The 22,033-nt window shown below is 69.4% G+C and carries 22 protein-coding genes and 3 pseudogenes; 15 read left to right on the top strand and 10 right to left on the bottom strand.

The annotated features are described in order from the left end of the window. Positions 1–14: 14 nt before the first annotated feature. The 3 genes from BN971_RS12250 to BN971_RS12240 are packed head-to-tail and all read left to right on the top strand — an operon-like array spanning position 15 to position 2,041. Positions 15–1,175: a steroid 3-ketoacyl-CoA thiolase gene (locus BN971_RS12250; RefSeq protein WP_085182745.1), complete on the top strand. Its 1,161-nt coding sequence runs from the start codon at positions 15–17 to the stop codon at positions 1,173–1,175. A gap of 8 nt (positions 1,176–1,183) precedes the next feature. After that, positions 1,184–1,579 (top strand): DUF8021 domain-containing protein, encoded by a 396-nt coding sequence (locus BN971_RS12245; protein WP_085182860.1) that lies wholly within the window; start codon positions 1,184–1,186, stop codon positions 1,577–1,579. Between the two features lie 9 nt (positions 1,580–1,588). Further along, a complete protein-coding gene (locus BN971_RS12240; protein WP_085182746.1) occupies positions 1,589–2,041 on the top strand; it encodes a nitroreductase family deazaflavin-dependent oxidoreductase in 453 nt (150 codons plus the stop codon). Between the two features lie 12 nt (positions 2,042–2,053). Here the strand turns inward: BN971_RS12240 and BN971_RS12235 are convergent, their stop codons facing one another. Beyond that, positions 2,054–2,959, bottom strand: a complete 906-nt coding sequence (locus tag BN971_RS12235) for an SDR family oxidoreductase (RefSeq protein WP_085182747.1) — start codon at positions 2,957–2,959, stop codon at positions 2,054–2,056. A 14-nt stretch (positions 2,960–2,973) separates the two neighbouring features. After that, positions 2,974–3,771, bottom strand: coding sequence for an SDR family oxidoreductase (locus BN971_RS12230; RefSeq protein ID WP_170322148.1), 798 nt, complete (start codon positions 3,769–3,771; stop codon positions 2,974–2,976). A 65-nt stretch (positions 3,772–3,836) separates the two neighbouring features. On the opposite strand from BN971_RS12230, the gene echA20 reads away from it, so the two are divergent. The 6 genes and pseudogenes from echA20 to BN971_RS12200 form a co-directional block, all read left to right on the top strand. Then, the gene (gene echA20 / locus BN971_RS12225; RefSeq protein WP_085182748.1) at positions 3,837–4,595 is read left to right on the top strand and encodes a (7aS)-7a-methyl-1,5-dioxo-2,3,5,6,7,7a-hexahydro-1H-indene-carboxyl-CoA hydrolase; all 759 of its coding nucleotides are present in this window, start codon (positions 3,837–3,839) and stop codon (positions 4,593–4,595) included. Further along, positions 4,592–5,476: a cholesterol ring-cleaving hydrolase subunit IpdA gene (ipdA, locus tag BN971_RS12220; RefSeq protein ID WP_085182749.1), complete on the top strand. Its 885-nt coding sequence runs from the start codon at positions 4,592–4,594 to the stop codon at positions 5,474–5,476. The genes echA20 and ipdA overlap by 4 nt, the downstream gene beginning before the upstream one ends. Beyond that, the gene (gene ipdB, locus BN971_RS12215) at positions 5,473–6,216 is read left to right on the top strand and encodes a cholesterol ring-cleaving hydrolase subunit IpdB (protein ID WP_085182750.1); all 744 of its coding nucleotides are present in this window, start codon (positions 5,473–5,475) and stop codon (positions 6,214–6,216) included. The genes ipdA and ipdB overlap by 4 nt, the downstream gene beginning before the upstream one ends. Further along, a complete protein-coding gene (ipdC, locus tag BN971_RS12210) occupies positions 6,213–7,286 on the top strand; it encodes a (3aS,4S,5R,7aS)-5-hydroxy-7a-methyl-1-oxo-octahydro-1H-indene-4-carboxyl-CoA dehydrogenase (RefSeq protein ID WP_085182751.1) in 1,074 nt (357 codons plus the stop codon). Before ipdB ends, ipdC begins: the two co-directional genes overlap by 4 nt. A gap of 54 nt (positions 7,287–7,340) precedes the next feature. Beyond that, positions 7,341–7,763: a PNPOx family protein gene (locus BN971_RS12205; protein ID WP_085182752.1), complete on the top strand. Its 423-nt coding sequence runs from the start codon at positions 7,341–7,343 to the stop codon at positions 7,761–7,763. A gap of 58 nt (positions 7,764–7,821) precedes the next feature. Further along, positions 7,822–7,941 (top strand): annotated as a pseudogene (locus BN971_RS12200) (SatD family protein); the annotation flags it as partial. A gap of 112 nt (positions 7,942–8,053) precedes the next feature. Here BN971_RS12200 and fadA6 read toward each other — a convergent pair. From fadA6 to ipdE1, 4 genes are all read right to left on the bottom strand, one after another. Next, the gene (gene fadA6, locus BN971_RS12195) at positions 8,054–9,214 is read right to left on the bottom strand and encodes a steroid 3-ketoacyl-CoA thiolase FadA6 (RefSeq protein ID WP_085182753.1); all 1,161 of its coding nucleotides are present in this window, start codon (positions 9,212–9,214) and stop codon (positions 8,054–8,056) included. After that, positions 9,211–9,822: a TetR family transcriptional regulator KstR2 gene (kstR2, locus tag BN971_RS12190; RefSeq protein WP_090350132.1), complete on the bottom strand. Its 612-nt coding sequence runs from the start codon at positions 9,820–9,822 to the stop codon at positions 9,211–9,213. The genes fadA6 and kstR2 overlap by 4 nt, the downstream gene beginning before the upstream one ends. A gap of 215 nt (positions 9,823–10,037) precedes the next feature. Then, positions 10,038–10,826 (bottom strand): (5R,7aS)-5-hydroxy-7a-methyl-1-oxo-2,3,5,6,7,7a-hexahydro-1H-indene-carboxyl-CoA reductase, encoded by a 789-nt coding sequence (gene ipdF, locus BN971_RS12185; RefSeq protein ID WP_085182755.1) that lies wholly within the window; start codon positions 10,824–10,826, stop codon positions 10,038–10,040. After that, positions 10,823–11,971, bottom strand: coding sequence for an acyl-CoA dehydrogenase IpdE1 (gene ipdE1, locus BN971_RS12180; RefSeq protein ID WP_085182756.1), 1,149 nt, complete (start codon positions 11,969–11,971; stop codon positions 10,823–10,825). The genes ipdF and ipdE1 overlap by 4 nt, the downstream gene beginning before the upstream one ends. 75 nt (positions 11,972–12,046) lie before the next feature. Between ipdE1 and fadD3 the strand changes: the two genes are divergently transcribed. The 4 genes and pseudogenes from fadD3 to BN971_RS12160 form a co-directional block, all read left to right on the top strand. Then, positions 12,047–13,591: a 3-((3aS,4S,7aS)-7a-methyl-1,5-dioxo-octahydro-1H-inden-4-yl)propanoate--CoA ligase FadD3 gene (fadD3, locus tag BN971_RS12175; RefSeq protein ID WP_085182862.1), complete on the top strand. Its 1,545-nt coding sequence runs from the start codon at positions 12,047–12,049 to the stop codon at positions 13,589–13,591. Continuing rightward, on the top strand, positions 13,591–14,724 hold the full coding sequence (locus BN971_RS12170; RefSeq protein ID WP_085182757.1) for an acyl-CoA dehydrogenase family protein: 1,134 nt from the start codon (positions 13,591–13,593) through the stop codon (positions 14,722–14,724). The genes fadD3 and BN971_RS12170 overlap by 1 nt, the downstream gene beginning before the upstream one ends. A gap of 2 nt (positions 14,725–14,726) precedes the next feature. Beyond that, complete coding sequence (locus BN971_RS12165) at positions 14,727–15,671, top strand: acyl-CoA dehydrogenase family protein (RefSeq protein WP_085182758.1); 945 nt, start codon at positions 14,727–14,729, stop codon at positions 15,669–15,671. Beyond that, positions 15,668–16,189, top strand: a pseudogene (locus BN971_RS12160) (acyl-CoA dehydrogenase family protein); the annotation flags it as partial. The gene BN971_RS12165 and the pseudogene BN971_RS12160, both read left to right, overlap by 4 nt. 155 nt (positions 16,190–16,344) lie before the next feature. On the opposite strand, the gene BN971_RS12155 reads toward BN971_RS12160, so the two are convergent. The 3 genes from BN971_RS12155 to BN971_RS12145 are packed head-to-tail and all read right to left on the bottom strand — an operon-like array spanning position 16,345 to position 18,351. Next, positions 16,345–17,160 carry an SURF1 family cytochrome oxidase biogenesis protein gene (locus BN971_RS12155; RefSeq protein WP_085182246.1) on the bottom strand — a complete coding sequence of 272 codons (816 nt, stop codon included), beginning with the start codon at positions 17,158–17,160 and terminating at the stop codon, positions 16,345–16,347. Next, on the bottom strand, positions 17,160–17,657 hold the full coding sequence (locus BN971_RS12150) for a low molecular weight protein-tyrosine-phosphatase (protein WP_085182292.1): 498 nt from the start codon (positions 17,655–17,657) through the stop codon (positions 17,160–17,162). The genes BN971_RS12155 and BN971_RS12150 overlap by 1 nt, the downstream gene beginning before the upstream one ends. Next, positions 17,650–18,351, bottom strand: coding sequence for an HAD-IA family hydrolase (locus tag BN971_RS12145; protein WP_211279832.1), 702 nt, complete (start codon positions 18,349–18,351; stop codon positions 17,650–17,652). Before BN971_RS12145 ends, BN971_RS12150 begins: the two co-directional genes overlap by 8 nt. Before the next feature lie 296 nt (positions 18,352–18,647). On the opposite strand from BN971_RS12145, the pseudogene BN971_RS12140 reads away from it, so the two are divergent. Then, positions 18,648–18,863, top strand: a pseudogene (locus BN971_RS12140) (acyl-CoA dehydrogenase family protein); the annotation flags it as partial. After that, a complete protein-coding gene (locus BN971_RS12135) occupies positions 18,860–20,038 on the top strand; it encodes a pyridoxal phosphate-dependent aminotransferase (RefSeq protein WP_085182759.1) in 1,179 nt (392 codons plus the stop codon). The pseudogene BN971_RS12140 and the gene BN971_RS12135, both read left to right, overlap by 4 nt. Here BN971_RS12135 and BN971_RS12130 read toward each other — a convergent pair. Then, positions 20,028–21,869 carry a fatty acyl-AMP ligase gene (locus BN971_RS12130; protein ID WP_085182760.1) on the bottom strand — a complete coding sequence of 614 codons (1,842 nt, stop codon included), beginning with the start codon at positions 21,867–21,869 and terminating at the stop codon, positions 20,028–20,030. The genes BN971_RS12135 and BN971_RS12130 overlap by 11 nt on opposite strands. Between the last annotated feature and the right edge of the window lie 164 nt (positions 21,870–22,033).

Here is a 22,033-nt window from a genome sequence, read left to right as displayed (position 1 = left end):
TCTAGCCTGACCCCATGGGTAACCCGGTAATCGTTGAAGCCACCCGCAGCCCGATCGGCAAGCGCAACGGATGGCTGTCAGGACTGCACGCCACCGAACTGCTGGGCAACGTGCAGAAGGCACTGGTGGAGAAGGCCGGTATCGACGCCGGTGACGTCGAACAGGTCATCGGCGGCTGCGTGACGCAGTACGCGGAGCAGTCCAACAACGTCACCCGGACCTCGTGGCTCACCGCGGGCCTGCCCGAGCACGTCGGCGCCACCACCGTCGACTGCCAGTGCGGCAGCAGCCAGCAGGCCAATCACCTGATCGCCGGCCTCATCGCGACCGGCGCGATCGACATCGGCATCGCGTGCGGGATCGAGGCGATGAGCCGCGTGGGCCTCGGCGCCAACGCGGGGCCGGACCGCAACTGGCGCGCGGAGTCGTGGGACATCGACATGCCCGACCAGTTCACCGCCGCCGAGCGGATCGCCCAGCGGCGCGGCATCACCCGCGAGGACATCGACGAGTGGGGCCTGGCATCCCAGCAGAAGGCCAAGCAGGCGTGGGACGAAGGCCGGTTCGACCGCGAGATCACCCCGCTGGTGGCGCCCGCCCTCGACGAGAACAAGCAGCCGACGTCGGAGCGGGTGACCATCAGCCGCGACCAGGGGCTGCGCGACACCACGCTCGCGGGGCTGAGCGCGTTGAAACCGGTCATGGAGGGCGGGATCCACACGGCGGGAACGTCATCGCAGATCTCCGACGGCGCCGCCGCCGTGCTGTGGATGGACGAGGACAAGGCCAAGGCGCTCGGGCTGCGGCCGCGCGCCCGGATCGTCAGCCAGGCCCTCGTGGGCGCCGAGACCTACTACCACCTCGACGGTCCCGTGCAGGCGACGGCGAAGGTGCTCGAGAAGGCCGGCATGAAGATCGGCGACATCGACATCGTCGAGATCAACGAGGCGTTCGCGTCGGTGGTGCTGTCATGGGCGCGCGTCCACGGCCCCGACATGGCACGGGTCAACGTCAACGGCGGAGCGATCGCGCTGGGACACCCGGTGGGCTCCACCGGCAGCCGGCTGATCACCACGGCACTGCACGAACTCGAACGCTCCGATCGGAGCACCGCGCTGATCACCATGTGCGCCGGCGGCGCCCTGTCCACCGGCACCATCATCGAGCGCATCTAGGCCCGGTGCTGGTCACGAAGCCGGTATCGGAGGGCGGCCGCATCGCCGCGGCGCAGGCCTACATCGACGCGCTGGTCAGCCACGACGGCGAAGCCGTGCCGTTCGCTGATCGGTGCACCCGCGTCGAGCAGGGCGTCAAGAACGGGTTCTCCGGGAAACACTTGCGGCGCAGCCTCACTCGCGGGCCGCAATACCGGATCATCGCCGACGCGACGCCGCCGGACTACCGCATCGAGGGCGACCGGGTCCACGCGAGCTACGACGTGCTGACCAAGGCGGCGTTCGGCGGCCGGCGACTGGGCGCGCGGGTCGACGAGACCTTCCTCATCCCCGCCGAAACACCCAGCGGCCGAGCCGAAATCCAGCACATCACGGTTCGCTTCCATCCGTTCGTCCAGCGCTAGGATCACTGCATGCCGAAAGAGAAGCCACGCTCACTGAATTCACCCTGGGTCGGCTTGATCATCAAATACATGGCCAAGGGCAACGCGTGGATCTACCGGCGCAGCAACGGAAGACTCGGCGGTACCTTCGGTAAAGCCCCGGTCGCGCTGCTCACCACGATGGGCCGCAAGACCGGTGAACCGCGGGTGAGCCCGCTGCTCTACCTGCGCGAGGGGGATCGCGTGGTGTTCGTCGCATCGAAGGGCGGCAGCGATAAGCATCCGCTGTGGTACCTGAATCTCAAGGCCAATCCCAAGGTCTCCGTGCAGATCAAGGACGAGGTCCTGCAGCTGCAGGCACGCGATGCCACCGAGGCGGAGCGCGCAGAGTACTGGCCGAAGTTGGACGCCATGTACCCGTCGTTCGGCGACTACCGATCGTGGACGGATCGGGTCATCCCCGTCGTCATCTGCGATCCCTGACCGCTTGGCCGGTCAGGCCCCGTAGACCGGGACCGGCGGGCGCGCCTTGGCCAGCAGGTCGGCGACGACGGGCCCCAGCTCGGCGGGGTCCCACTTGGCGCCCTTGTCGATCTGCGGGCCGTGCGCCCACCCCTCGGCGACGCGAATCTTGCCGCCCTCGACCTCGAACACCTTGCCGGTGACGTCGCGGGACTCCGCGCTGCCCAGCCAGACCACCAGCGGCGAGACGTTCTCCGGCGCCATGGCGTCGAAATCCTGGTCCTGCGTTGCCATCATCTCGGCGAAGACGGTCTCGGTCATGCGGGTGCGCGCCGACGGAGCGATGGCATTGACGGTGACGCCGTATCGGCCCATCTCGGCCGCGGCGACCAGCGTCAGCGCCGCGATGCCCGCCTTGGCCGCGCTGTAGTTCCCCTGCCCGACGCTGCCCTGCAGGCCCGCGCCGGAACTCGTGTTGATGATGCGCGCGTCCACCGCCTGGCCCGCCTTGGACAACCCGCGCCAGTACGACGCGGCGTGGCGCATCGTGGCGAAGTGCCCCTTGAGGTGGACGGCGATGACGGCGTCGAACTCGTCCTCACTCGTGTTGGCGATCATCCGGTCGCGCACGATGCCGGCGTTGTTCACCAAAACGTCCAGCCCACCGAAGGTTTCGACAGCTTTGTTCACCAGCGCCGCGGCCTGGTCCCAGTCCGCGATGTTGGACCCGTCGGCGACGGCCTCGCCGCCGGCGGCGGTGATCTCGTCGACCACGCCCTGGGCGGCGCTGCCGCCGCTCGCCGTGGAACCGTCCAGTCCGACCCCGATGTCGTTGACCACCACGCGCGCGCCCTCGGCCGCGAAGGCCAGCGCGTGCTCGCGGCCGATACCGCCGCCCGCTCCGGTGACGATGACGACGCGACCGTCAACCACTCCCATGTGTCTTCTCTCCTCTACTTGATGGCGCTCGCGTTCGTGGTGGCCAGATAGTGCGGAGGCTCGCCCCCGCCGTGCACCTCCAACGAGGCACCGCTGATGTAGGACGCCGCATCCGACGCCAAAAACGCCGCGGCCCAACCGATGTCCTCCGGCTTGGCCAGCCGGCCCAGCGGGACGTTCTTCGAGATCGCGGCGATCGACTCGGCGTCACCGTAGAACAGCTCGGACTGCTCGGTCTCCACCATGCCGACCACGCACGCGTTCACCCGGACCTTCGGCCCCCACTCCACCGCCAGCGTCTGCGTGAGGCTTTCCAGCCCCGCCTTGGCGGCCCCGTACGCGGCGGTGCCGGGCGAGGGCCGCCGGCCGCTGAGGCTGCAGATGTTGACGATCGACCCGCCGCGCGGCTGGTTCTGCATCACCTCGTTGGCAAACTGTGAAACCCACAGGCCGCCAATCAGATTGAGCTCGATGATCTTGCGGTTGAACTTCGCGCTGGACTCCGCGGTCAGCACGTAGGGCGAACCGCCTGCGTTGTTCACGACGACGTCGAGCCCGCCGTGCTTGTCGACGACGGAGTCGATCATCGCCTTGACGGCGTCGTCGTCGCGGATGTCGCAGGAGTGGAACTCATACGGCAAGCCGGCGACGGCCCGTCGCGCGCAGGTGATCACGGTCGCGCCCTGCCCGGCGAAGACGCTGCTGATGCCGGCGCCCACGCCGCGCACGCCGCCGGTGACGAGGACGACCCGCCCGTCCAGCCCCAGATTGATGGCTTCTCCAAATGGGGGGCCTGATTCGGCGCGAGTCACTGTGCTAGCGTACCAAGCAAGTGCTTGCTTAGGTAGCCGCCCCCTTTTTCAGAGGAAGTGCCACTTTGCCCATCACCACCACCACCATCGAGCCGGGCATCGTCGCGGTGACCGTCGACTACCCGCCCGTCAATGCCATCCCGTCGCGGGGTTGGTTCGAACTGGCCGACGCGGTGACGGCCGCCGGCGCCGCTATCGAGACCCACGCGGTGATCCTGCGCGCGGAGGGCCGCGGCTTCAACGCCGGCGTCGACATCAAGGAGATGCAGCGCACCGAGGGCTTCACCGCGCTCATCGACGCCAATCGCGGCTGCTTCGCCGCCTTCCGCGCGGTCTACGAATGCGCGGTGCCGGTGATCGCGGCGGTGAACGGATTCTGCGTCGGCGGAGGCATCGGTCTGGTCGGCAACTCCGACGTCATCGTGGCCTCCGAGGACGCCACCTTCGGGCTGCCGGAGGTGGAGCGCGGCGCGCTGGGCGCGGCCACCCACCTGTCGCGGCTGGTGCCCCAACACCTGATGCGGCGGCTGTTCTTCACCGCCGCGACCGTCGACGCCGCCACCCTGCATCACTTCGGTTCGGTGCACGAGGTGGTGCCGCGGGATCAGCTGGACGAGGCCGCGTTGCGGGTGGCCCGCGACATCGCCGCCAAGGACACCCGTGTCATCCGCGCCGCCAAGGAGGCGCTCAACCTCATCGACGTGCAGCGGGTCAACGCGAGTTACCGTATGGAACAAGGCTTTACGTTCGAGCTCAACCTGGCGGGGGTTGCCGACGAGCACCGCGACGCGTTCGCCGGCACGGCGAAGGGCAAGAAGGAATGAGCGACAAGCGGACCACCCTTGACGAAGCCGTGGCGGGATTGCGCAGCGGCATGACCATCGGCCTGGGTGGCTGGGGCTCCCGGCGCAAGCCCATGGCGTTCGTGCGGGCCATGCTGCGCACCGACGTCACCGACCTCACCGTGGTCACCTACGGCGGACCCGACCTGGGGCTGCTGTGCTCGGCCGGCAAGGTCAAGCGGGTGTACTACGGATTCGTCTCGCTGGACTCGCCGCCGTTCTACGACCCGTGGTTCGCCAAGGCCCGCACCAGCGGGGCGATCGAGGCCCGGGAAATGGACGAGGGCATGCTGCGCTGCGGGCTGCAGGCGGCCGCCGGGCGCTTGCCGTTCCTGCCCATTCGGGCCGGGCTGGGCAGCTCGGTGCCCGACTTCTGGCAAGGTGAGCTGCGCACCGTCACCAGCCCGTACCCGGCGCCCGGCGGCGGACACGAGACGCTGATCGCCATGCCCGCGCTGCGCCTGGACGCCGCCTTCGTGCACCTCAATCTCGGGGATAGCCGGGGGAACGCCGCCTACACCGGCATCGACCCGTACTTCGACGACCTGTTCTTGATGGCCGCCGAGAGGCGATACCTGTCGGTGGAACGCGTCGTCTCGACCGACGAGTTGGTCAAAGCCGTTCCGCCGCAGGCGCTGCTGGTGAACCGCATGATGGTCGACGCGGTCGTCGAGGCACCGGGCGGGGCCCACTTCACCACCGCCGCACCGGATTACGGCCGCGACGAGAAGTTCCAGCGCCACTACGCCGAGGCGGCCTCCACGGACGACGGCTGGCGCAAGTTCGTCCAGACCTATCTGTCGGGCGGCGAGGACGACTATCAGGCCGCCGTGCGCGCTTTTGCCGAGGAGGCGTCCAAATGAGCACCCGAGCCGAGATCTGCGCGGTCGCCTGCGCCGAGTTGTTCAGGGATGCGGGCGAAATCATGATCAGCCCGATGACGAACATGGCGGCCGTCGGCGCGCGCCTGGCGCGCCTCACGTTCTCGCCGGACATCCTACTGACGGACGGCGAGGCGCAACTGCTGGCCGACACCCCCCCACTCGGCAAGATGGGGACGGTCGAGGGCTGGATGCCGTTCGGCCGGGTGTTCGAGACGCTGGCCTGGGGGCGCCGGCACGTCGTGATGGGCGCCAACCAGGTTGACCGCTTCGGCAATCAGAACATCTCGGCGTTCGGCCCGCTGCAGCACCCGACCCGGCAGATGTTCGGCCTCCGGGGCGCGCCCGGCAACGCGATCAACCACGCCACCAGCTACTGGGTGGGCAATCACTCCAAGCGGGTCTTCTGCGAGGCGGTCGATGTCATCTGCGGAATCGGCTGGGACAAAATCGATCCCGACAATCCGGCGTTCAGGTTCGCCAACACCTATCGGGTGGTGTCGAATCTCGGCGTCTTCGACTTCGGCGGCCCCGAGCACACCATGCGGGCGGTGTCGCTGCATCCCGGCGTATCGCCCGACGACGTCCGCGAGAACACCTCGTTCGACGTGCACGGATTGGACGAGGCCGATGAGACGAGGCCGCCGACCGACGACGAGTTGCGGCTGATCCGCGAGGTGATCGATCCGAAGTCGCTGCGGGACAGGGAAATCCGATCATGAGGTTGCGCACGCCGCTGACCGAGCTGGTCGGCGTCGAGCACCCGGTGGTGCAGACCGGGATGGGCTGGGTGGCCGGCGCCCGGCTGGTGGCCGCCACGGCCAACGCCGGCGGCCTGGGCATCCTGGCTTCGGCCACCATGACGCTGGACGAACTCGCCACGGCCATCGGAAAAGTCAAGGCCGCCACCGACAAGCCGTTCGGGGTGAACATCCGCGCGGACGCCGCCGACGCCGGCGACCGGGTCGAGCTGATGATCCGCGAGGGCGTCAAGGTGGCGTCCTTCGCCCTGGCCCCCAAGCAGGAGCTGATCGCCCGCCTCAAGGAGGCCGGGGCCGTGGTGATCCCGTCGATCGGCGCGGCCAAGCACGCGCGCAAGGTGGCGGCGTGGGGCGCCGACGCCATGATCGTGCAGGGCGGAGAGGGTGGCGGTCACACCGGACCCGTCGCCACCACGCTGCTGCTGCCCTCGGTGCTCGACGCCGTGCGGGGCAGCGGAATCCCGGTGATCGCGGCGGGCGGATTCTTCGACGGACGCGGGCTCGCGGCCGCGTTGAGCTACGGGGCGGCGGGCGTGGCCATGGGCACGCGTTTCCTGCTCACCTCGGATTCAACCGTGCCCGACGCCGTCAAACGGCGTTATCTCGAGGCGGCGCTGGACGGCACGGTCGTCACCACCCGCGTCGACGGCATGCCGCACCGGGTGCTGCGCACCGGCCTCGTCGAGAAACTGGAAAGCGGCTCGCCGGTCAGGGGTTTCGCGGCCGCGGTGCGCAACGCCGCGAAGTTCAAGCAGATGTCGCAGATGACGTGGCGCTCGATGATCACCGATGGCCTGGCGATGCGCCACGGCAAAGACCTCACCTGGGCACAGGTGGTGATGGCGGCCAACACCCCGATGCTCCTGAAGGCCGGCCTGGTCGACGGCAACACCGACGCGGGCGTGCTGGCCTCCGGCCAGGTGGCCGGCATCCTCGAGGACCTGCCGTCGTGCGCGGACCTGATCGATTCGATCGTGCGCGACGCGATCGAACACTTGGAGGCCGCGTCGGCACTGGTCGAGTCACCCTGACGCGGGGACCAACGACCCTGGCCCGGGCTCGTGGTGCAGCGCCATTCTGGATGGATGATGTCACTGGCCCCCGCCTCCTGGCCCCCTCCCCTGTTGAACGCCGTTCGCGCCTCCAACCGGCACCTGCTCAATCCGGTGATGTTGCGGCTCGCCGGCCACAGGCACTGGTACGCGGCGGCCATCCGCCACACCGGACGGCGCTCGGGCACGCAGTACTCCACGCCGGTCGTGGCCGAGCGCGTCCCCGACGGGTTCGTCATACCGCTGGCCTACGGCACCCGGGTTGACTGGCTGAAAAACGTCCTCGCCGCGGGGCGGGCGACCATCGCCGTCGACGGCGAGAGCTATGACGTGGCGCAGCCGGAGATCGTCGACGCGCCGGCGGCCTTGCCCCTGCTGTCGGACCGGCGCCGCCGCACCTTCCAGCGGGTCGGTGTCCGGCAATTCCTGAAGGTCACGGATCGACACGCCGGTTAAGACGTGTTCTAAATCTTCGTGGTAGACGTTCGATTCGGATAGGGCTGGGGCACGGTCACCGTTGGGTTTGATGGTCGGCCGGACCAAGAAGGAGCTCGCCGCCGCCGAGGGGATCAGCGCCTCGGCGGTGTCGCAACGCGCCGGCCGCGACGGCTTGGACCTGATCGTGACGAGCTAACTCCCCGCGGCGCGGCCCCGCGTCGAGACTGAAACTACGCACACCCGAATCGGCGTGTCGTGTGCGTAGATTCAGTGTCGCGACGAAGCCCGCGACGAGGCCGCGCCGAAACCTACAGGCGCTCGATGATCGTGACGTTGGCCGTGCCGCCGCCCTCGCACATCGTCTGCAGCCCGTATCGGCCGCCGATGCGCTCGAGCTCGTTGAGCATCGTGGTGAACAGCTTTGCCCCGGTCGCGCCCAGCGGGTGACCGAGGGCGATCGCGCCGCCGTTGGGGTTGACCTTCTCCGGGTCGGCCTTGATCTCCTTGAGCCAGGCCATCACCACGGGCGCGAACGCCTCGTTGATTTCGACGGTGTCGATGTCGTCGATCGACAGCCCCGTCTTGTCGAACGCGTAGCGCGTCGCGGGGATGGGCCCGGTCAGCATGAACACCGGGTCCGCGGCGCGGGCACTGATGTGGTGGATGCGAGCGCGCGGCGTCAGCTTGTGGTCCTTGACGGCCTGCTCGGAAGCCAGCAGCACCGCGCTCGCGCCGTCGGAGATCTGGCTGGCCATGGCCGCCGTCAACCGGCCACCCTCGACCAGAGTCTTCAAGCCGGCCAGCTTCTCCAGCGACGACTCGCGCGGTCCCTCGTCGACGCGGAACGGCCCGGATTCCGTTTCCACGGTGAGGATCTCGTTGTCGAAGTGCCCGCCCCGGATGGCCGCGAACGCCCGCTCGTGACTGGCCAGCGCGTAGCGCTCCATCTCTTCGCGGGACAGGTTCCACTTCTCGGCGATCATCTCCGACCCGCGGAACTGCGAGATCTCCTGGTCCCCATAGCGGTGCAGCCACTGCTTGGACTCGCTGGTCGGGGAGGTGAACCCGAACTGCTCGCCGACGGTCATCGCCGAGGAGATCGGGATCTGGCTCATGTTCTGCACTCCGCCGGCGACGATGAGGTCGGCCGTGCCGGACATGATCGCCTGCGCGCCAAAGGAAATCGCCTGCTGGCTCGACCCGCACTGCCGGTCCACGGTCACCCCGGGAACCTCTTCCGGGTAGCCGGCTGCCAGCCACGAGAGCCGGGCGATGTTGCCCGCCTGTCCCCCGATGGCGTCCACGCAGCCGGCGATGACGTCGTCGACGGCGGCGGGGTCGACGTCGACCCGGTCGAGCAGGCCGCGCCAGGCGAACGCACCCAGGTCGACGGGGTGTATGCCGGCAAGGGCGCCGTTGCGCTTGCCCACCGCGGTACGTACAGCGTCGATGACGTACGCCTCAGTCATTTGCGTCGGACTCCTTCTTTGGTGATGCCGCCTAAAACGATGGCGAGGTATTGCTGACCCACCTGCTGGGCGGTGAGCGGTCCGCCGGGGGAATACCAGCGCACCGACACCCACGTGGTGTCACGAATGAAACGGTAGATGAGGTCGACATTGAGGTCCGGCCGGAAGTAGCCGCCGTCGATGCCCTGGTTGATCACCTCGACCCACATCTTGCGTTGCCGGCGGTTCATGTCCTCGATGTAGGAGAACCTCGGCTGGGACGACAGGCGTTGGGCCTCGTCCTGGTAGATGACGACCTGGGCGTGCCGATTTTCGATCGCCTCGAACGACGCCATGAACAGTCCCTTGAGCCGCTCCAGCGGATTGGCCTCGGCGTCCATGATTTCCCGGTAGCGGGTGAACAGCCAGTCCAGGAAGCCGCGCAGCAGCTCGTCGACCATCTCCTCCTTGGAGGCGAAGTGGTGATAGAGGCTGCCCGACAGGATTCCGGCACCGTCGGCGATGTCACGCACGGTGGTGGCGCGCAATCCGCGGTCGGCGAACATGGTCGCGGCGAGCTCCAGTAACTCGTCTCGCCGGCTGTTCGCCTGGCCGGCCACTCGGTCCACCCCGACAGGGTATCAACCAAGCGCTTGCTCGGCCAAAGGTGGCGTCGAAGGCGCTGCACGCGGGTGTGCTCGACGGCCGCAACTCGGGCTTGTTCCACGCGGCCACCGGAGGCAACACCGGCGGACGGGTTCAGCTCGGGCCTGTTCAACACCGGCATCAGCGCCGCCTTCGCCACCCTCCCGAACGCGGCCTCACCATCGGCACGGCGCGCCGGTCACGGATGCTGGCTGGAGACCGAAATCACTTCTCCGGTAAGATAACTCGAGTAGTCGCTGGCCAAAAACGCGATCGTCGACGCTATCTCCCACGGCTCGGCGGCGCGGCCGAACGCCTCGTCGGCCGACAGCCGGTCGAGCAGGTCGGCCGACGTGGTCTTGTCCAGGAACTTGTGCCGCGCGATGCTCGGGGACACCGCGTTGATCCGCACGCCGTACTCGACAGCTTCTATTGCGCTGCAGCGGGTTAGCGCCATCACGCCGGCCTTGGCGGCGGCATAGTGCGACTGCGAATGCTGGGCCCGCCAACCCAGCACGCTGGCGTTGTTGACGATCACCCCACCATGACGCGCGCCGCGAAAATACCGCAGGGCCGCCCGGGTGGCCCGGAACACCGACGTCAGCGTCACGTTCAGGACCCGGTCCCATTCGTCGTCGGTCATGTCGACCACCGGCGTCTGCCCGCCCAGTCCGGCGTTGTTGACCAGCACGTCCAACCGGCCCATGCGCGCGGTGGTCGAATCGATCAGGGCGTCGACCTGGACGCTGGACGTCACGTCGCACACCGCCTTCTCCACCCGGCCCAGGCCCAGCGCGGACAGTTCGTCGGCGGTCTCCCCCAGCCGTCGTTCGTGGTGATCGGAGATCATCACGTCGGCGCCCTCGGCCAACGCACGACGGGCGGTCGCCGAGCCGATGCCGGTGCCCGCGGCCGCGGTCACCACGACGACCTTCCCCTCTAAAAGCCCGTGCCCGGCAATCTCTTTCGGAGCTTCCGACAGCGTCATCCCTTTACCTCCCGGGGCAGGCCGAGCACCCGCTCGGCGATGATGTTGCGCTGGATCTCGTTCGACCCGCCGTAGATCGTGTCCGCGCGGGTGAACAGGAACAGCCGCTGCCAATCGTCGAACTCGCCGTCGGTCAACGCCATCGACGGCCTGCCGATCACGTCCATGGCCAGCTCGCCCAGAGCGCGATGCCAGTTGGCCCACAACAACTTCGACACGCTGTCCTGGCCGGGCTGCTCGACGTCCATGGTGGCCAGGGCGTACGAACGCATGGCCCGCAGCCCGGCCCAAGCCCGGGTCAGCCGCTCGCGGATGAACGGGTCGTCGGCGGCGCCGTTGCGCTGGGCGAGCTCGGCGAGGTTGGAAAGCTCTCGCGCGTAGACGATCTGCTGACCCAGCGTCGAGACGCCGCGTTCGAACGTCAGGGTGCCCATCGCGACGCGCCAGCCGTCCCCGGGCTCACCCACGACCATGCCGGCGTCGGTGCGGGCGTCGTCGAAGAACACCTCGTTGAACTCCGAGGTCCCGGTGATCTGGACGATCGGGCGGACCTGCACCCCCGGCTGGTCCAGCGGCACCAGCAGATACGACAGGCCGGCATGCCGCTTGGAACCCTTTTCGGTGCGGGCAACCACGAAGCACCACTGCGACAGGTGCGCCAGCGAGGTCCACACCTTCTGGCCGTTGATCACCCACTCGTCGCCGACGAGCTCGGCGGTGGTCGACACGTTCGCCAGGTCGCTGCCGGCCCCGGGCTCCGAATAACCTTGGCACCACAGCTCGGTCACGTCGAGGATGCGCGGCAGGAAACGCTTCTGCTGCTCGGGCGTCCCGAAAGCGATCAGCGTCGGACCCACCAGTTCCTCGCCGAAATGATTGATCTTCACCGGCGCATCGGCGCGGGCGTACTCCTCATAGAACGCCACCCGGTGCGCCGTCGGCAGCCCGCGCCCGCCGTGCTCCACCGGCCACCCCAAACACGTCAGCCCGGCGGCGGCGAGGTGCTGGTTCCACGCCCGGCGTTCCTCGAAGGCCTCGTGCTCGCGCCCGGGACCGCCGAGACCCTTCAGCGCCGCGAATTCGCCGACCAGATTGTCGGCAAGCCACTGGCGTACCTCGGCCCGGAACTCCTCGACGTCCTGCATGACCTGTAGGCTAACCTACCAAGCACTTGCTTTGTTAGGCCGCCGGTGGTGGACGGCCGCTTGGAGGAGCATTCGATGACGGACGATCCACGCACCGTGCCCGCGGCGCTGGATCGCTTCGCACGCCAACTCCCCGACCACCCGGCGCTGATCACCGACGAGCGCACGTTCACCGCCGCCGCGCTGCGGGAGGAGGTGCATCGGGCGGCCGCCGCGCTGATCGGGCTCGGCGTCGAAGCCGGGGACAGGGTGGCGATCTGGTCGCCGAACACCTGGCACTGGGTGGTGGCATGCCTGGCGATCCACCACGCGGGCGCGGCCATGGTGCCGCTCAACACCCGCTACACCGCCGAGGAGGCCGCCGACATCCTCGACCGCACCGGCGCGCCGGTGCTGTTCGCGATGGGCGAGTTCCTCGGCGCCGACCGGGTCGCCGGGCTGGACCGCGCCGCGCTCCCGGCGCTGCGCCAGGTCATCCGCATCCCGATCGAGACCCCGGAGACCGGCGCCGGAACCTGGGACGACTTCATCGCCCACGGCACGGACCTCGGGGCGGTCGCCGCGCGTGCGGCCGCCGTCGCGCCCGACGACGTCAGCGACATCCTGTTCACCTCGGGCACGACCGGCCGGAGCAAGGGCGTGCTGTGCGCCCACCGACAGTCGCTGTCGGCGTCGGCGTCGTGGGCCGCCAACGGCAAGATCACCAGCGACGACCGGTACCTGTGCATCAACCCGTTCTTCCACAACTTCGGCTACAAGGCCGGGATCCTGGCTTGTCTGCAGACCGGCGCAACGTTGATCCCGCACCTGACCTTCGACCCGCTGCGGACGCTGCAGGCGATCGAGCGCGAGCGCATCACCGTGCTGCCCGGCCCGCCCACGATCTACCAGACGCTGCTGGACCACCCGGCCCGCGGCGACTACGACCTGAGCTCCCTGCGGTTCGCGGTGACGGGGGCGGCGACGGTCCCGGTGGTGTTGGTCGAACGCATGCAATCCGAACTCGACATCGACATCGTGCTCACCGCCTACGGCTTGACCGAAGCCAACGGCATGGGCACGATGTGCCGCGCCGACGACGACGCCGTCACCGTGGCCACCACCTGCGGTCGCCCCTTCGCCGGTTTCGAACTGCGCATCGCCGGCGCCGACGGGTCGGAAACGGGCGAGGTGCTGTTGCGCGGCCCGAACGTGATGCTGGGCTACCTCGACGACCCCGAAGCAACCGCCGCCGCAATCGATTCCGACGGCTGGCTGCACACCGGCGATATCGGCGCGGTGGACGAGGCGGGCAACCTGCGCATCACCGACCGGCTGAAGGACATGTACATCTGCGGTGGGTTCAACGTCTACCCCGCGGAGGTCGAGCAGGTGCTGGCGCGGATGGACGGGGTGGCCGACGCCGCGGTGATCGGGGTGCCCGACGAGCGGCTCGGCGAGGTCGGCCGCGCCTTCCTCGTCGCCCGCCCCGGCGCCGCCCTCGACGAGCAGGCGGTGATCGCGTACAGCCGAGAGCATTTGGCGAACTTCAAGGCGCCACGGTCGGTCCGGTTCGTCGAGTCGCTGCCGCGCAATGCCGGCGGCAAAGTGGTCAAGACACAACTGCGGGGGCTGGTCTGATGGATCTGCAACTGGACGACGAGACGCTGGCGTTTGCGGCCGAGGTGCGGGAGTTCTTGTCCGCCAACGCCGAATCGATCCCGACGAAGTCCTACGACAACGCCGAAGGCTTTGCCCAGCACCGGCGCTGGGACCGGGTACTGTTCGACGCCGGCCTTTCGGTGATCACGTGGCCCGAGAAGTACGGCGGCCGCGACGCGCCGCTGCTGCACTGGGTGGTGTTCGAGGAGGAGTATTTCCGCGCCGGCGCGCCCGGTCGGGCCAGCGCCAACGGCACCTCCATGCTGGCCCCGACCCTGTTCACGCACGGCACCTCCGAGCAGCTCGATAGGATCCTGCCGAAAATGGCCAGCGGGGAACAGATCTGGGCGCAGGCGTGGTCCGAGCCCGAATCCGGGAGCGACCTGGCGTCACTGCGGTCGACCGCCACCAGGACCGAGGGCGGCTGGCTGCTCAACGGCCAGAAGATCTGGAGCTCACGGGCGCCGTTCGCCGAGATGGCGTTCGGGCTGTTCCGGTCCGACCCCGCCGCCGAACGGCACAACGGCCTGACCTACCTGATGTTCGACCTGAAAGCCCAGGGCGTCACCGTGCGGCCCATCGTCCAGCTCGGCGGGGACACCGGCTTCGGCGAGATCTTCCTCGACGACGTCTTCGTCCCCGACGAGGACGTGATCGGCACCCCGAACGACGGCTGGCGCGCGGCGATGAGCACGTCGAGCAACGAGCGCGGCATGTCGCTGCGCAGCCCGGCCCGCTTCCTGGCGGCCGCGGAGCGATTGGTCGAGCTGTGGAAAGAGCGCGGCTCCCCCGCCGAATTCGCCGACCGCGTCGCCGACGGGTGGATCAAGGCGCAGGCCTACCGCCTGCAGACCTTCGGCACCGTGACCCGGCTCGCCGCGGGGGGTGAGCTGGGCGCCGAATCGTCGGTGACCAAGGTGTTCTGGTCGGACCTGGACGTCGAGTTGCACCAGACGGCGCTGGACGTCCTCGGTGCCGACGGCGAACTGGCCGGACCCTGGACCGACGGGCTGCTCTTCGCGCTGGGAGGCCCGATCTACGCCGGCACCAACGAGATTCAGCGCAACATCATCTCGGAACGGTTGCTGGGCCTGCCGAGGGAGAAGAAGTAACCGTGGACTTCGCACCAGACGAACAGCAGCGCGACTTCGCGGCCAGCATCGACGCGGCGCTCGGGGCGGCGGATGTGCCCGGGGCCGTACGCGCCTGGTCCGCCGGCGACACCGCACCCGGTCGCAAGGTCTGGGAGCAACTGGCCAACCTGGGCGTCACCGCGCTGGCCGTGCCGGAGAAATTCGACGGCGTCGGCGCCGATCCGGTCGACCTCGTGGTCGCCATTGAACGACTCGGCCGCTGGTGTGTGCCCGGCCCGGTCGCCGAATCCATTGCGGTGGCACCGATTCTGCTGGCGGACGACGACCGCTGCGCTCACCTGGCCTCCGGCGAGCTCATCGCCACCGTCGCGCACCCCCCGCGGAACCCGCGGGCCGTCGACGCCGATTCCGCCGGGCTGGCGCTGCTGGTCACCGACGACGGCGTCACCGAAGCCATGGTGGGCCAGGAGCACCACTGCGTCGATCCGAGCCGGCGTGTCTTCGACGTGACGCCGACCGGCCAGCCCTGGCGGGCCGACGTCGAGCGCGCCCACGAGTTCGGGGCGCTGGCCACGGCGGCGCAGCTGATCGGCTCGGCCGAGGCGATGCTGGGCGCCGCCGTCGACTACGCCAAGCAGCGCAGCCAGTTCGGCCGGATCATCGGTTCCTACCAGGCGATCAAGCACAAGCTGGCCGACGTGCACATCGCGGTGGAGTTGGCCCGCCCACTCGTCTACGGGGCAGCCTTGTCGATGGAGCCGCGCGACGTCAGCGCCGCGAAGGCGGCCGCTTCGGAGGCGAGCCTGCTGGCGGCGCGCGCGGCGCTGCAGACCCACGGGGCGATCGGGTTCACGCAGGAACACGACCTGTCGTTGTGGCTGCTGCGGGTGCAAGCGCTGCGGTCGGCGTGGGGCACGCCGCAGTGGCATCGGCGCCGAGTCCTGGAGGTACTGGAGATACTGTGACCATCAACGAAGAACGGCAGATGCTGCGCGACACCGTCGCGGCGCTGGTCGCCAAGCACGCGAGCCCGGCGGCGGTCCGCGAGGCGATGGAGTCCGACCTCGGCTACGACGAGTCGCTGTGGCGGCTGCTGTGCGAGCAGGTCGGGGCGGCCGCGCTGGTGATACCCGAGGAGCTCGGTGGCGCCGGCGGCGAATTGGCCGATGCCGCAACGGTTCTGCAAGAGCTGGGCCGCGCGCTGGTGCCCTCTCCCCTGCTGGGCACCACGCTGGCGGAGCTGGCCCTGTTGGCCGCGCCCGAGCCGGACGCCGAGAATCTGGAGGCGCTCGCCGAGGGCGGGGTGATCGGCGCGCTGGTGCTCGATCCCGACTACGTGGTCAACGGCGACATCGCCGACGTCGTCGTCGCGGTGGCCGACGGCCGGCTCAGCAGGTGGACCCGATTCACCGCGGAGCCCGTCGCCACGATGGATCCCACGCGTCGCCTGGCAAAGGTGCGGGCGCAGGAGGCGGCCGACCTGGGCCGCGCGGTGACGCTGTCGCGGCTCGTACAGGCCGGGGCCGCGCTGCTGGCCGCGCGGCTCGGTTGTCGCAGAGATCGACGGTGATCTGACGGCTTCGGGTGTGAACTGGTGGTGTTCGCCCGCGGCGCCACACGGCCGGCCGCCGGCCGAATTCATCGCCGGCGGCCGTAGCGGTCGGCGAGCTTGTCCTCGACCGTGGCCGGGGCCTCCGGCGCCGAAGCCGCCTGCCTCTCCCGGCGGCGGGCGCGAATCTCCGAGTAGGCGAAGTAGCCGAGCCCGATCGGCGCCAGAATGCCGAACGAAATCCACTGAATCCCGTAGGACAGGAACGGTCCGGCGTCCAGGTGCGGCACGCCGAGCACGCCGAGCCCGCCGGGCTGGTGATCCACCAGCTGCAGGTAGGACCCGGCCAGCGGAACCTTGGTCAGCGCCGCGACCTGCGCGGTGTTGATCGAATACACCTGCTGCACGCCGTCGGCGATGAACGGCTCCTTGCCGGGCGGGCTCGGCTCGGGGTCACGCAGCCGCGCGGTGATGGTCACCGGCTCCTGCGGCGGGCGCGGGATAGGCGGCACCCGGGAGCCCTGCTCGGGTCGCACGAAGCCGCGGTCGACCAGCACGGTGGGTCCGTTGTCGACCACGAACGGCGCCAGCACCTCGAACGCGGGATCGCCGTCGACCACCCGCAGCCGGGCCAGCACCTGGACGTCGGCGAGATAGTGCCCGGTCGCCGTCACGCGCCGCCACTGCGCGCTCGTCGCCACCGAATCCTGCTGCGGCAGCAGCTCCTGCAACGGGACGGGAGCGGTGTTGAGGGAGTACTCGATCTGCTGGTTCTCCCGGGAGGTCCGGTTGTGCTTCCCCAACTGCCAGGGGGCCAGCACCATGAAGCACAGGTAGGCGAACGCGATGACCACCAGCGCCAGGGCGATCCAGCCCGGCCGCAGCAGGAACGCGAACCGCCGCATCAACCCGACCCGTTCTCCGCAAGCCGGGCGTCGACCCACTCGTGCAGCCCGGGCAGCGCGGCCTCGATGACGGCGAAGACCCTCTCGAAGTCGTCGGCGTCGCCGTAATACGGGTCGTCCACGTCCGGGGCGTGCGCGGCCGAGCGCGGGTCGAACGACCGCAGCATCCGCACGCGGTCCTCGCCGACGCCCAGGTGCCGCAGCATCCGCAGGTGATTGCGGGCCAGGGCCACCACCAGGTCGGCGTCGAGGTGGTCGGTGTCGACCTGCGCGGCGCAGTGGTCGGTGGAGTAGCCGTGGGACTGCAGGACCCGGGCCGCCCGCTCGTCGGCGCTGCTGCCGACGTGCCAGTTGCCGGTGCCGGCGCTGGTCACCCGCACCGCCCCGTCCAGCCCGCGTCGCTGCAGCTGGTCGGCGAACATCTTCTCGGCCATCACCGACCGGCAGATGTTGCCGGTGCAGACGAACGTCACGTGCAGCGGCTTGCGATCAGACACCCAGCGCACTCCGCAGCTCGTCGATGGTCGCGGCGTGCGTCACGCCGGTGGGGCCGAATCCGTCCGGGAAATCGGCCTGCCCGTAGCCCCAGCCGACGACGACGGTGTCGATTCCGTGGGCGGCCGCGCCGTGCACGTCGTGGCTGCGATCGCCGACCATGAGCACCCGATCGGGCAGCGGCCGTAGCTGCTCCAGCGCGTGGGCCAGCACCTCCACCTTCGTTGCGCGGGAGCCGTCGGGATCGGCCCCGGCGATGACCTCGAAGTGCTGGTCCAGCCCGAAATGGGCGAGGATGCGGCGCGCCGTGGGCTCCAGCTTGGAGGTCGCGACCGCCAGGCGCACCCCGGCCGCGCGCAGGTCGGCCAGCAGCGGCCCGACGCCGTCGAACAGCGCGTTCATCGCCCAGCCGCGGCTGCCGTACTCGGCGCGGAAGGCCGCGATCGCCCTCTCGGTGTCCTCCCCGAGCCCCATCGACCGGAAGGTGTCGTCCATCGGCGGCCCGACGATCTGCGCGGCCAGGTCGCCGTCGGGCACCGGGGCGCCGACGTGGGCCAGCGCGTGCTGGAAGGACGCGACGATGCCCTCCGCCGAATCGGTCAGCGTGCCGTCGAGGTCGAAGATGACCAGATCGGCCGGACCGGGCGGCGCGGCGCCGGGTGAGGCCGGGCAATCGGCCGACATTGTGCCTGTCACCTCACCATTGTCCTTGATCCTCCGCGCCCGGGTGCGACGGTGTCGCCGCGCGCCCCGATGGCGGCCAACTAGTGTTTCACGGATGGATGACGTCGGGTTGAGCGTGCCGGCCGCGCGATACCACGGCGATCAGGCCGTGGCGCCGGGGATGCTCGACTTCGCCGTCAACGTCCGGCACGCGCAACCCCCTCAATGGCTGATCCGGCGACTGGCGCAGCGACTTCCGGACCTTGCGCGCTATCCCGGCGCCGAGGACGTCCGGCGGGCGTGCGACGCCGTCGCCCGACGACACGGCCGCGACCGCGCCGACGGCCGCCGCCACGGCGCGCCTGGCGGCCACCGAGGCCCTGGCGGCCGTGGCCGCCGAAGGCATCCAGCTGCACGGCGGGATCGCCATCACCTGGGAACACGACATGCACCTGTACTTCAAGCGGGCACACGGCAGCGCGCACCTGCTCGACTCGCCGCAAGCGCTGCTGCGTCAACTGGAATCCGAAGTGCTGCAAGCGTGAACGACCGCGTCGCCCTGCGCGCCGGCATCCCGCCGTTCTACGTGATGGATGTCTGGCTGGCCGCCGCCGAGCGCAAGCGCAGCCATGGAGATCTGGTGAACCTCTCGGCCGGCCAGCCCAGCGTCGGCGCGCCGGAGCCCGTGCGCGCGGCCGCGGCGTCCGCGCTGCACCTCAACGAGCTCGGATACACCGTGGCCCTGGGCATCCCGGAGCTGCGGGCGGCGATCGCCGCCGACTACCAGCGCACGCACGGCATCGACGTGGAGCCCGACGCGGTGGTGGTGACCACCGGTTCCTCGGGCGGGTTCCTGCTTGCCTTTCTGGCCTGTTTCGACGTCGGGGACCGGGTGGCACTGGCCAGCCCCGGCTATCCCTGCTACCGAAACATTCTGTCGACCCTGGGGTGTGAGGTCGTCGAGATCCCCTGCGGGCCGCAGACGCGGTTCCAGCCGACCGCGCGGATGCTCGCCGAGCTCGACCCGCCGGTGCGCGGCGTGATCGTCGCCAGCCCCGCCAACCCCACGGGCACGGTGATACCGCCGGCCGAGCTGGCGGCGATCGCATCCTGGTGCGAGGAGTCCGGAGTGCGGCTGATCAGCGACGAGGTGTACCACGGCCTCGTCTACGATGGGGCGCCGCCGACCAGCTGCGCCTGGCAGACGTCGCGAGAAGCCTTGGTGGTCAACAGCTTTTCCAAGTACTACGCGATGACGGGCTGGCGGCTGGGCTGGTTGCTCGTGCCGCCGCCGTTGCGCCGGGCGGTGGATTGCCTGACCGGCAACTTCACCATCTGCCCGCCGGTGCTCTCGCAGATCGCGGCGGTCGCCGCGTTCACGCCGGAGGCCGCCGCCGAGGCCGACGGCAACCTGCGGCATTACGCGGCGAACCGCGCGCTGCTGCTCGACGGGCTTCCCAGCATCGGCATCGACCGGCTGGCGCCGACGGACGGCGCGTTCTACGTCTACGCCGACGTCTCGGACTTCACCACCGACTCGCTCGCGTTCTGCTCGAAACTGCTGGCGGAGACCGGGGTTGCCATCGCACCCGGCATCGACTTCGACACCGCTCGGGGCAACTCGTTCGTCCGGCTCTCCTTCGCCGGGCCGACGAGCGACATCGACGAGGCCCTGCGCCGGATCGGGCCGTGGCTCGAGAACCAACGGGTTACCGGTTGAACCGCCCGGCAAGGTATTCGCCCCGGCAGGCATTGCGGGCGAGTTTGCCACTCGTCGTCCGGGGAATGGTGCCGGCCGCCACCAACCTCAGATCGGCAAGCCGGATCTGATGGTGGCGCGAGATCGCCGCCCGCACGGCTTCGGTGATCGACTCGAGCTCGGGGCGGCGCGCGCCCGCGGCCCGCTCGGCGACGACGACCAACTGCTCGCCGCCCTGCCGGCCTGGCGCCTCGAGCATGTCGGCGGGCACCGAGAACGCGGCGACGTAGCCGCTGCGAATCGCGGGGGACGCTGCGCTGACCGTCATCTCGATGTCGTGCGGGTAGTGATTGCGGCCATCGATGATGACGAGGTCCTTGATCCGCCCGGTCAGGTACAGCTCACCCCCGACGTAGACGCCGAGATCCCCGGTGGCCAGCCAACATCCGTTGTCGGGGGCGCCCTCGGCGTGGCTGCCCTCCTCCAGTCGGGACTGCAGCTTGTTGGCGAAAACCCGCCTCGTTTCCTCCTCGCGGCCGAAGTAGCCGCGGCCGATGTTGTTGCCCTGTAACCAGATTTCCCCGACGGTACCGTCGGGCACCTCGGCGCCGTCGGAGTTGGCGATCACCGCCCACAGGTCCGGGATGGGCCGGCCGCACGAGACCAGGGCCACCGCGCCGGCAGTCGCCGGCGCGACGGTCACCGCGCGGCCCTCACCCAACTGCTCGCGGTCGAGGTAGATGGCGCTGGCCGCGGCGTCCTGGGCGATGCTGGCGACCGACAGCGTCGCCTCCGCCATCCCGTAGGACGGCTTGACCGCGGTGGCCGGTAACCCATAGGGGGCAAACGCCTCGGTGAACGTCTCGATGGCAGACATCGTCACGGGCTCGGACCCGTTGAGCAGGCACACGACGTTGCTGAGATCGATGGCGTCGCCCTGCGCTCCGTCCGGCCGCTGGGGCGGCAGGCCCCGCTGGGCCGTCAACTCGAAGGCGAAGTTCGGCGCGGCCGCGAACGTGCGGCCCGTGGCGGATGCGTTGCTCAGTTGCCTGATCCAGCGGAAGGGCCGTCGAAGGAAGGCCATCGGATCCATCAAGGTGATGTACGCGCCAAACAGCGCGGGGAACATGATCATCATCAAGCCCATGTCGTGATAGAGCGGTAGCCAGCTCACGCACCGGACGTTCATGTCCAGGCCGCCGGACACGACCATCTGCATCACGTTCGTGTACACGGAACGATGGGTGATCTCCACCCCCGCCGGTGTGCGCGTGGAGCCGGAGGTGTACTGCAGGTACGCGAGGTCGTCGGTGCCGAGATCGGCCGGGATCAGCATCGATCCGAGCGTGGCGGGCACCGCATCCACCGCGATCGATCGCGGCCGTTCGTTCGGCGGCAGCGCCCGGACGAACGCGCGAACCGATTCGGCCGCGGCAACGGTCGTCAGCACCGCGGCGGGTTGGGCATCGGCCAGCACCGCCGCCAATCGCTCGGCGTGGCCGGACAGGGTCGGCGCGAACAGCGGGACCGCGACGCGGCCGGCGTGGATGGCGGCGAAGAACGCCGCCACATAGTCCAGGCCCTGGGGCGCCAGGATCGCCACCCGGTCCCCGGGCTCGGTGACCTGCTGCAGGCGGGCGCCGATCGCGCACACCTGCGACCACAGCTGGTTCCAGGTGAGTTCGACGGCCCGCCCGTCCTGAACCTGCGAGTAATCGATGAACCGGTAGGAGGGATGGTCGCCGAATAACGCCGTGTTGCGCGCAAAATTCGATGTCAATGTCGCCCCCTCGGGGACGACGATTAAGCCGTCGCTGTATCCGTAAAAGTCCGCGTCGCCCAAATTGGGCATGACAATGCCATCCGACCCGTGATCCCGACTCACGATGGGACACCCTAGTCGCGAGCTGTGGTTTTCGACGGTTGGAAACGGTATGGCGGTCGTCACCATTTGAGCCGCGCCGGTACCTGCGACCGCAAAACAACGACGCACCGCCGTTTTTCCAGCCGGACGAA

The organism is Mycobacterium bohemicum DSM 44277 (genome assembly GCF_001053185.1).
GTDB classification, from domain to species: Bacteria; Actinomycetota; Actinomycetes; order Mycobacteriales; family Mycobacteriaceae; genus Mycobacterium; species Mycobacterium bohemicum.
This window is presented reverse-complemented; position numbering and strand designations above follow the sequence as displayed.

Excerpts from the sequence above, each read along its gene's own strand:
- BN971_RS12250 (WP_085182745.1), top strand. The coding sequence starts at position 15 with ATGGGTAACCCGGTAATCGTTGAAGCCACCCGCAGCCCGATCGGCAAG.
- BN971_RS12240 (WP_085182746.1), top strand. The coding sequence starts at position 1,589 with ATGCCGAAAGAGAAGCCACGCTCACTGAATTCACCCTGGGTCGGCTTG.
- BN971_RS12235 (WP_085182747.1), bottom strand. The coding sequence starts at position 2,959 with ATGGGAGTGGTTGACGGTCGCGTCGTCATCGTCACCGGAGCGGGCGGC.
- ipdA (WP_085182749.1), top strand. The coding sequence starts at position 4,592 with ATGAGCGACAAGCGGACCACCCTTGACGAAGCCGTGGCGGGATTGCGC.
- ipdB (WP_085182750.1), top strand. The coding sequence starts at position 5,473 with ATGAGCACCCGAGCCGAGATCTGCGCGGTCGCCTGCGCCGAGTTGTTC.
- ipdC (WP_085182751.1), top strand. The coding sequence starts at position 6,213 with ATGAGGTTGCGCACGCCGCTGACCGAGCTGGTCGGCGTCGAGCACCCG.
- BN971_RS12205 (WP_085182752.1), top strand. The coding sequence starts at position 7,341 with ATGATGTCACTGGCCCCCGCCTCCTGGCCCCCTCCCCTGTTGAACGCC.
- fadA6 (WP_085182753.1), bottom strand. The coding sequence starts at position 9,214 with ATGACTGAGGCGTACGTCATCGACGCTGTACGTACCGCGGTGGGCAAG.
- ipdF (WP_085182755.1), bottom strand. The coding sequence starts at position 10,826 with ATGACGCTGTCGGAAGCTCCGAAAGAGATTGCCGGGCACGGGCTTTTA.
- ipdE1 (WP_085182756.1), bottom strand. The coding sequence starts at position 11,971 with ATGCAGGACGTCGAGGAGTTCCGGGCCGAGGTACGCCAGTGGCTTGCC.
- fadD3 (WP_085182862.1), top strand. The coding sequence starts at position 12,047 with ATGACGGACGATCCACGCACCGTGCCCGCGGCGCTGGATCGCTTCGCA.
- BN971_RS12170 (WP_085182757.1), top strand. The coding sequence starts at position 13,591 with ATGGATCTGCAACTGGACGACGAGACGCTGGCGTTTGCGGCCGAGGTG.
- BN971_RS12155 (WP_085182246.1), bottom strand. The coding sequence starts at position 17,160 with ATGCGGCGGTTCGCGTTCCTGCTGCGGCCGGGCTGGATCGCCCTGGCG.
- BN971_RS12130 (WP_085182760.1), bottom strand. The coding sequence starts at position 21,869 with ATGCCCAATTTGGGCGACGCGGACTTTTACGGATACAGCGACGGCTTA.